Genomic DNA, 7,280 nt, shown 5'->3' on the forward strand with positions numbered 1-7,280 from the left:
CGAAGACGTCACCCGCGACGAGGACGACGTCGACGTCGTTCTCGCGCACCTGCTCCCGAGCACGTCGAGGACCTCGGCGAGCGCGTCGAGGGTCGAATGGCCGTGGAACGAGCGCCCGATGTGCCAGTCGGAGGTGTGCAGGATCCGCATGCACACACGGTACGTCGGGCCTCCGACATCGGTGCTCAGCCGGCGCGCGGTTCGCTCGCGCCGGCCGAGGACACCGAGGGCCGGACAGCCTCATCGACGGGGGTCAGCCGGCGGCGACCTCCGCCGCGAGCGCGCGGATGCGGTCGTCGCCGAGGTCGAGCCCGATGTCGGAGAAGCGCTGACGCAGGACGTCGGCGATGCGTTCCTCGGAGGCGTCCCCCACGTCGGCGCGCGTCTGCACCACGACTCCGGCGATGCGTTCCTCGTCGGTCGTGGTGTGCGTGTCCATCGCGGGAGCGGACTGCTCGTCGGGGCGGGTGACCTTGCCGTCCTCGTGGACGGCGCCTCCGACGGAATCCGCGGGCGACGCGCCGCCCTCGGGGCCGTTCGCGGGTTCGGGGCTGTGCGTGTGGTCGGTCATGGTCACTCCTCCGTGCTCATGTCGGGATCGATGCCCTGGCTCGCGGCGTCCCCCTCGATGGGATCGGACGGCTCGGCGTCGTTCAGGCGCGGAGAACCCTTCGCGTGGTCGTTCTGCTCCGCCGTCTCGGTGTCGGCGACGTCGCCGCTCTCCCAGCCGCCGGGCGGGTTCGCATCGATGACACCTTCGGGAAGGTCGTTGTCGTGGGTCATGCCATCCCCTTTCACCCGGTCCAGCCTGGTCGCCGGGTGCGACGGACCGCCGGGGGTTGACGGCCCCGGGGAGCGCGGGTAGCGCGGCGCGTCAGCTGCGGACGTGGAGGAGGTGCGCGCGCTCGGGGTGGGCCTCGAACCACTCGCCCACGTACCAGCACACGGGCAGGATCTCGCGGTCGCCCGCCTGCTCGATGGCATCCACCGCGTGCTCCACCACCACGGCCGCGTAGCCGTGTCCGCGGAACGTCGGGATCGTGAAGGCACGGGTGAGGGCGATTGTGCGCCCGTCGTCGCGGTAGTCGAGAACGGACACCAGGTCGTCGCCGTCGTGCAGGGTGTAGCGCGAGGCGTCCCGGTCGTCGGCGAAGCGCAGGTCGGTCATGGCACCCACGGTACGCCGCTGCAGCCCACCCGGCGCCGAGAGCGCAATGTGCTCGGTCCGGAACCGATATGTGACGAAAGATGAAGCAGGATGCCACATTCCTCGACGTCATCATTTGACGCCGAAGGGCACGGTAGGTCATAATCAGCCGCATGACTGTCAACGCGCTTGCTCTGTCCGCCCGGGAGGCGAACGGGACTGCCGGCATGATGATGCCCGGCCGCGTTGTCATGTGTTGTCGAATGTGCCGCTAACAGCGACCCTCGCCTTGCCGACCTCGAGCTTCTGAACGCTCGCGTCGACACCCGGTCGTTCGCGGTACGCGTCGATCACGCGTACCCGGACACCGCGCTCCGGCCCTCGGCCACACACCTCCCGTAGAACCCCGCATCTGACGCCCGGGTTCACCACTGAAGGACACCTTCCTCATGTCGATCTCCGCCGTTCTCTACCGCCCCGCCACCTCGACCACCGCCGCCGCCGCCGCCGTCCGCCCGCAGCCGGTCCGCCGCCCCGCCGCACAGCCCGCCGCCACTGCGACCCCCGCGGCCCCCGCGGCCCCCGCCCGCCCCGCGCTTCCCGCCGGAACCGCGCCGCGCGGCTTCTCCCTCTACGTCGGCATCGACGAAGCCAAGGCCGCCGAATCCTGCGAGAGCCTCGTCACGCTCGTCTAGGCCCTGCGTCGCACGCTGAGCGAACTCGCCCCGGCCGCCGAGACGTACGCGACCGTCGCCCTCGCTCCCGCCGGTGCCGGCGGCCGCGACGTCGATGTCGTGCGCCTCGCCCTGCACGAGCCCTCCGCGGTCGCCCGCACGAAGGAGGAGCCGGCCGAGGAGGACCGCGCCCCCCGCGGCGTCGTCGTCGACATCTCGCGCAAGCGCGTGCTCATCGACGGCGAGTCCGCCGCCTTCACCTTCAAGGAGTTCGAGCTGCTGCAGTACCTCGTCCTCCGCGAGGGCCGCACGATCGAGCGCACCGAGCTCGTGTCGTCGCTGTGGGAGGGCGCGACCGACGACGAGGCTCCCGGGGAGCGGACGATCGACGTGCACGTGCGCCGCCTGCGCGCGAAGCTCGGCATCTACGAGGACATCGTGCGCACGGTGCGCGGCGTCGGCTACCGCTTCGACCGCCACGCCGACGTCTCGATCCGCTACGGCCACGGCACGCCGTCGCCCGACCGCTTCTGATCATCGCGCCCCGTCCGGCCGCGATGTCGGTGGGGCGACGTAGGGTGTCGGCATGAGGTCGACCCGGGTACGTGCGCACCAGCGCGACTCGCACCCACCGGTCACCGACCCCCTCCGCACCGAGTACCGTCCGCGCACACCGGTGGATCTCGATCGCACGATCACCGCGCAACGCCACGGCCGCAACGATCCGACCTTCGTGGCGACCGGAGCGCTGAGCGCGGGCGGCGTCATCTGGCGCGTGAGTCGCACGCCCACGGGCGTCGCGACCCTCGCCCTCCGCTGCCGTGCGGACGGCACGGTCCTCGCCGCCGCGTGGGGTCCGGGCGCCGCGTGGGCACTCGACCAGTTGCCCGCGCTCTGCGGCGCGCACGACGACCCCGACGGATTCGACGCGTCGCGGCATCCCTCCGTCGCCGAGTGGTACCGACGGCATCCCGACCTCCGGATCGGTCGCACCGACCTCGTGTTCGACGCGCTCGTCAGCGCGATCATGGAGCAGAAGGTCACCGGACTCCAGGCGTTCTCCGCGTGGCGCAGCATCGTGACCTGGTACGGCGAACGCGCTCCCGGGCCGACGCCGCAGCCGATGTTCGCTCCGCCCGACATCGAGGGATGGCGGCACGTGCCGTCGTGGGCGTGGCATCGCGCGGGTCTCGAGCCGCCGCAGTCCCGCACGATCGTCGAGGCCGCGCGACGCGGCGCCTCCCTCGAGCGCGCCGCGACCGAAGCCGTCGACGGCGAGGCGCGCGACCGCGTCTTCATCAGCCTGCGCGGCGTCGGCGTGTGGACGAGCGCCGAGACGCGCATCCGGGCCTTCGGCGATCCGGATGCCGTGAGCATCGGCGACTACCACCTCGCTCACCAGGTGGGCTACGCCCTCACCGGGCACCGCACCGACGACGACGGCATGCTCGAGCTGCTCGAGCCGTTCGCGGGGCACCGTCAGCGCGTCATCCGACTGATCTACGCGGGAGCCGCGCTCGAACCGCGGCGCGGCCCGCGGCTTCACCCCGAAGACCACCGCGATCGCTGAGAGAACGCGCTCGCCCGTAGGCTGAGGCGCATGACGCAATCCGGAACCGGCTGGCCCCGCGGACGCACCTACTGGCTGCTGGGTTCGGTCGTCCTCTTCGCCGGGGGCGTGCTCTTCGGCCTGGTGTTCCAGAACGTGTGGCTCGGGGTGATCCTCGCCGCGGTGGTGTCCCTCGGGTGGCTCATCGCGTTCGAATCCAGCCGCGGACGGAACGTCGGGGTGAACGACCCCGACAACGGCGTCGAGCTCTGAATCAGGACGACCGCTCCGAGACGAACAGCGCGCACGTCGTGTCGTAATAGTCGCCGGTGAATCCGGCGGCCTGCATCCCGATCCTGGCGGCAACCGCCTGGGACGCGACGTTCTCGGGATGGGTCACGGCCACGACACGGCGGATGCCAGCGTCTCGGGCCAGCGCGAGCACCGCCGCGGCGGACTCCGTCGCGTATCCCCGACCCCCGGCATCCGGGTGGAAGTGCCAGCCGATCTCGATCTCCTCGGGCGCTCCCCCGCCCGCGCCCGCCGACCACGGGATCGACTTCAGGAGGATCGCCCCGAGCCGCGTGCCTTCGAGGGTCGTGACCGCCCTGATGCCGAGCACCCCGTCGGCGCGCGCCGTCCAGCGCTCGAGCAGGTCGTCGACCTCGTCGCCATCCGTCATCGTCCGCCCGTCGCCGATGTACCGGCGCACCTCGGGACGGCGGTACAGATCGAACAGGAACGCGCGGTCGTCGGCGGAGCGCGTCCACTCGCGCAGCACGAGGCGCTCGGTCGCGAGGTGCGTCCGCCGCATCGGGAGGTGCGGGATGCCGTCCTCGGCGAACGGCTCCCCCGCGACGACGAATCCGAACCGGCCGTACCAGTCCGCGAGCTGCGCCTGCGCGTCCAGCAGGATCGGGATGCCGGGCGCCTCGGCGTCGAGGACCTCGATCGCGGCGCGCATAAGCTCGCCGGCCAGCCCGCGTCCGCGCGCGGCCATGGCCGTCGCGACGCGGCCGATCCGGTTGTTCCGCTCCTCGCGCAGGATGCGCAGCGTTGCGAGCACCTCGCCCGAGGGGTCCTCGGCCCACATCAGCTCGGCGTCGGACTCGATGTCGCGGCCGTCGATCTCGGGGTAGGCCGCCTCCTGCTCGACCACGAAGACGCTCACTCGCAGCCACAGCAGGCGGTACAAGGTGAGCGGGGTGATCGCTGCGACGGGCGCGCGGTGAAACGTGACGACCATCCCTCGACGCTATCGCGCCTCCCCGCTAACCTGACCCCGAGCACCGCCCTCACTCACCGCCGCCCACAGGAGAATCGATGTCGTTCCAGGCCTACCTCGATGCGGTCGAGAAGAAGACCGGACTCACCCCGCGCCAGCTCATCGACCTCGCGCAGGAGCGCGGGTTCGGCCCGGGCACGAAGGCGACCCCGATCCTGGAGTGGCTCAAGGAGGAGTACGACCTCGGGCGGGGCCACGGCATGGCTCTCGTGCACGTCATCACCAAGGGACCGCAGATCAGCGACACCCATGTCGGCTCGGGCGGGACGCACAGCGATCCGACCGACACGCTCTGGCTCGACGGTGCCGCGACGAACCCCGACCGCTGAGTCTCAGTCGTGCCCGAAGCGGCGTGACGCCGCGATCTGCTCGGCGACGCGCCGCAGCGCGAGGATGAGCGGCTCGACGAGCGCCGTGCCGAGGACGACGTAGCGGAGGGCCGCCTCGGCCGAGTCCGTGGGGGTCGCGTCGAGCTCCGCGGCGGCGATCGCGCCGAGGTGTTCCACGTACGCGTCGAGCACCGGCTCGGGGACCGTGAACCCCGCCCGATCGAGGGCGTTCAGCGCCCGCGCGACCGCGGCCACCTGCGCGGGGAAACAGTCGTCGGGGTCGCCCCCGAACCGCGCCAGGAGTGCCCGGGCGGGCCCGAGGTCGAGCGTGTCGTCATCGGCCCCGGACGGGTTGACGGCGGCGCTGGCGGCGCCGAGGAGGTCGTACGGATGCTCGGGCGGACTCTCGAGCACCGCCACGACGTTGCGGACGCCGGCGATCCCCACCCCGGCATCCACGAGGGCGCGGATGACGCCCAACCGCCGGACGTGCTCCTCGCCGTACGTCGCCTGGGTCGCCGAGGTCCGCTCCCCCTCCGGCAGCAGGCGCTCGCGCAGGTAGTACTTGATCGTCGCGACCGAGACGCCGCTGCGGGCGGAGAGTTCCGAGATCCGCATGGATTCCCCCTTGACTGGATACCTCCACTATCCAACACTAGATAGTGACACTATCGAGTGAGGACGAAGCCATGGCATCCATCAATCCGGGGCGAATGACGCACCGACACGACGGCGAACTCGTCGTCTTCCACATCGGCATGACGATCAACAAGTGGTGGCGGCCCGACGCCTGGCTCCCGGTGTTCGGGGAGATGGGCCCGATGCTCCGCGAGCTGAGCATGGACCCCGACTCGGGGCTCCTCGGCTTCACGACGCTCCTCGGCGCGCGCGGACCGTACCTCGTGCAGTACTGGTCGTCGCTGGAGAAGCTGTACGCGTACGCGTCGGCTCCCGCCCAGGCGCACCGCCCCGCGTGGACGCGCTTCAACCAGCGCGCACGGAAGGCGGCCGGAGCCGTCGGCATCTGGCACGAGACGTACCTCGTGGACCGCGCCGAGTCGATCTTCGTCGCCACTCCACCCATGGGTCTGCCTCGGGCGACCGCCATCGTCCCGGTGGGCTCGCGGCACGATCGCGCGGCGGCGCGGGCGGCCGACGGGCGCACCACCGCGCGCCCGTCGGCCGACCAGCCTCAGTAACCGCTGCCGGGGTTCAGGATGCCGAGCGGGTCGAACACCCGCTTGATCTCGTCGTGCAGCCGCACCACGTCGTCGCCGAGCTCGCGTCGCGCCCACTCACGCTTGAGGCGGCCGACGCCGTGCTCCGCCGTCACGGTGCCCCCGAGCGACAGGGCCAGGGCGAAGATGTCGTCGGCGGCGCGGACGGCGGCTTCGGGAAGCTCGCCGTCGCCGTGCTCGACCACGATGATCGGGTGCAGGTTGCCGTCACCGGCGTGTCCGAAGACGAAGATCGGAACCGCGTGCCGGTCGGCGATCGCCCGGATGCCGCTGATCGCCTCCGCGAGCCGGCTGCGGGGCACCGCGATGTCCTCGATCAGCGGGCGACCGATCCGTTCGAGGGCCGGCAGGGCCTGACGTCGGGCGTTGAGCAGGTCGGCGGCGCGCTCGGCATCCTCGGTCCACTCGTGGTGCGCGGCGGTGGGGGCGATCGCCTCGATGACCACCGCCATCTCCTCCGCCGCGCCGAAACCGTCGGTCTGCGCGAGCAGCAACGCTTCGCCCCGGGCGCGGAGGTCGGTGCCTTCCGCGGCGTCGATCGCGGCGAGCGTCGCCCCGTCGAGGATCTCGAGCACCGCGGGGCGCGCACCGCTCACGGCGATCGCGGCGACCGCGTGCGCGGCGTCCTCGAGCGAGGCGAAGAACGCCGAGGCCGTGGCCAGGCGCCGCGGCGCGGGGAGAAGCCGCACGCGCGCGGAGACGACGATGCCGAGCGTGCCCTCGGACCCCACGACGAGCCCCGCGAGGTCGTAGCCCGTGACGCCCTTGATGGTCGGGCGACCGAGCCGCACGAGCGAACCGTCAGCGAGCACGACGTCGACGGCGAGCACCGCGTCGCGCGTCACGCCGTACTTCGCGCCGCGCAGGCCCCCCGCGTTGGTGGCGATGTTGCCGCCGATCGTGGAGATGCCGACGCTGCCCGGGTCGGGCGCGTACAGCAGGCCGTGATCTCGGGCCTCGGCATCCAGGTCGGCCGTGATGACCCCGGCCTCGACCTCGGCCGTGCCGTCGACCGGGTCGATGGCCCGGATGCGGTTCAGCTGCGACAGGTCGAGCAC

Annotated in this window: 10 protein-coding genes and 2 pseudogenes; 5 read left to right on the forward strand and 7 right to left on the reverse strand. The window is 71.9% G+C overall.

Going from position 1 to position 7,280, the window contains the following annotated elements:
• The 4 genes and pseudogenes from I5G_RS26580 to I5G_RS14440 form a co-directional block, all read right to left on the reverse strand.
• Positions 1-150 (reverse strand): annotated as a pseudogene (locus I5G_RS26580) (exonuclease SbcCD subunit D); the annotation flags it as partial.
• Positions 151-253: 103 nt separating this feature from the next.
• Positions 254-571, reverse strand: a complete 318-nt coding sequence (locus I5G_RS14430; RefSeq protein ID WP_036328476.1) for a hypothetical protein — start codon at positions 569-571, stop codon at positions 254-256.
• A 2-nt stretch (positions 572-573) separates the two neighbouring features.
• On the reverse strand, positions 574-783 hold the full coding sequence (locus tag I5G_RS14435; protein ID WP_022879687.1) for a hypothetical protein: 210 nt from the start codon (positions 781-783) through the stop codon (positions 574-576).
• 91 nt (positions 784-874) lie between these two features.
• Positions 875-1,168 carry a GNAT family N-acetyltransferase gene (locus I5G_RS14440; protein WP_022879688.1) on the reverse strand — a complete coding sequence of 98 codons (294 nt, stop codon included), beginning with the start codon at positions 1,166-1,168 and terminating at the stop codon, positions 875-877.
• Between the two features lie 428 nt (positions 1,169-1,596).
• On the opposite strand from I5G_RS14440, the pseudogene I5G_RS22700 reads away from it, so the two are divergent.
• The 3 genes and pseudogenes from I5G_RS22700 to I5G_RS14455 all read left to right on the forward strand — a co-directional run bounded on the left by I5G_RS22700 (position 1,597) and on the right by I5G_RS14455 (position 3,643).
• Positions 1,597-2,355 (forward strand): annotated as a pseudogene (locus tag I5G_RS22700) (winged helix-turn-helix domain-containing protein).
• Positions 2,356-2,407: 52 nt separating this feature from the next.
• Positions 2,408-3,391 carry a DNA-3-methyladenine glycosylase gene (locus I5G_RS22705; protein ID WP_022879689.1) on the forward strand — a complete coding sequence of 328 codons (984 nt, stop codon included), beginning with the start codon at positions 2,408-2,410 and terminating at the stop codon, positions 3,389-3,391.
• 30 nt (positions 3,392-3,421) lie between these two features.
• Entirely contained in the window at positions 3,422-3,643 is a 222-nt protein-coding gene (locus I5G_RS14455; RefSeq protein WP_022879690.1) for a hypothetical protein, read from the forward strand.
• A 1-nt stretch (position 3,644) separates the two neighbouring features.
• Here the strand turns inward: I5G_RS14455 and I5G_RS26900 are convergent, their stop codons facing one another.
• The gene (locus tag I5G_RS26900) at positions 3,645-4,616 is read right to left on the reverse strand and encodes a GNAT family N-acetyltransferase (protein WP_083896660.1); all 972 of its coding nucleotides are present in this window, start codon (positions 4,614-4,616) and stop codon (positions 3,645-3,647) included.
• Between the two features lie 77 nt (positions 4,617-4,693).
• Between I5G_RS26900 and I5G_RS14470 the strand changes: the two genes are divergently transcribed.
• Entirely contained in the window at positions 4,694-4,984 is a 291-nt protein-coding gene (locus I5G_RS14470; RefSeq protein ID WP_022879691.1) for a DUF4287 domain-containing protein, read from the forward strand.
• Positions 4,985-4,987: 3 nt separating this feature from the next.
• Here the strand turns inward: I5G_RS14470 and I5G_RS14475 are convergent, their stop codons facing one another.
• Positions 4,988-5,602, reverse strand: a complete 615-nt coding sequence (locus I5G_RS14475; RefSeq protein WP_022879692.1) for a MerR family transcriptional regulator — start codon at positions 5,600-5,602, stop codon at positions 4,988-4,990.
• 71 nt (positions 5,603-5,673) lie between these two features.
• On the opposite strand from I5G_RS14475, the gene I5G_RS14480 reads away from it, so the two are divergent.
• The gene (locus I5G_RS14480; protein ID WP_022879693.1) at positions 5,674-6,183 is read left to right on the forward strand and encodes a DUF4188 domain-containing protein; all 510 of its coding nucleotides are present in this window, start codon (positions 5,674-5,676) and stop codon (positions 6,181-6,183) included.
• Here the strand turns inward: I5G_RS14480 and I5G_RS14485 are convergent.
• Positions 6,177-7,280, reverse strand: a 1,104-nt coding sequence (locus tag I5G_RS14485; RefSeq protein WP_026095951.1) for an FAD-binding oxidoreductase, incomplete at its 5' end; no start/stop codon positions are given. The genes I5G_RS14480 and I5G_RS14485 overlap by 7 nt on opposite strands.

The sequence above is a fragment of the Microbacterium sp. B19 genome (assembly GCF_000333395.1).
GTDB lineage: Bacteria > Actinomycetota > Actinomycetes > Actinomycetales > Microbacteriaceae > Microbacterium.

Bases quoted from the DNA above. Each gene is read 5' to 3' on its own strand.
- I5G_RS22705 (WP_022879689.1), top strand. From the start codon at position 2,408: ATGAGGTCGACCCGGGTACGTGCGCACCAGCGCGACTCGCACCCACCG.
- I5G_RS14435 (WP_022879687.1), bottom strand. From the start codon at position 783: ATGACCCACGACAACGACCTTCCCGAAGGTGTCATCGATGCGAACCCG.
- I5G_RS14470 (WP_022879691.1), top strand. From the start codon at position 4,694: ATGTCGTTCCAGGCCTACCTCGATGCGGTCGAGAAGAAGACCGGACTC.
- I5G_RS14475 (WP_022879692.1), bottom strand. From the start codon at position 5,602: ATGCGGATCTCGGAACTCTCCGCCCGCAGCGGCGTCTCGGTCGCGACG.
- I5G_RS14430 (WP_036328476.1), bottom strand. From the start codon at position 571: ATGACCGACCACACGCACAGCCCCGAACCCGCGAACGGCCCCGAGGGC.
- I5G_RS14455 (WP_022879690.1), top strand. From the start codon at position 3,422: ATGACGCAATCCGGAACCGGCTGGCCCCGCGGACGCACCTACTGGCTG.
- I5G_RS26900 (WP_083896660.1), bottom strand. From the start codon at position 4,616: ATGGTCGTCACGTTTCACCGCGCGCCCGTCGCAGCGATCACCCCGCTC.
- I5G_RS14480 (WP_022879693.1), top strand. From the start codon at position 5,674: ATGGCATCCATCAATCCGGGGCGAATGACGCACCGACACGACGGCGAA.
- I5G_RS14440 (WP_022879688.1), bottom strand. From the start codon at position 1,168: ATGACCGACCTGCGCTTCGCCGACGACCGGGACGCCTCGCGCTACACC.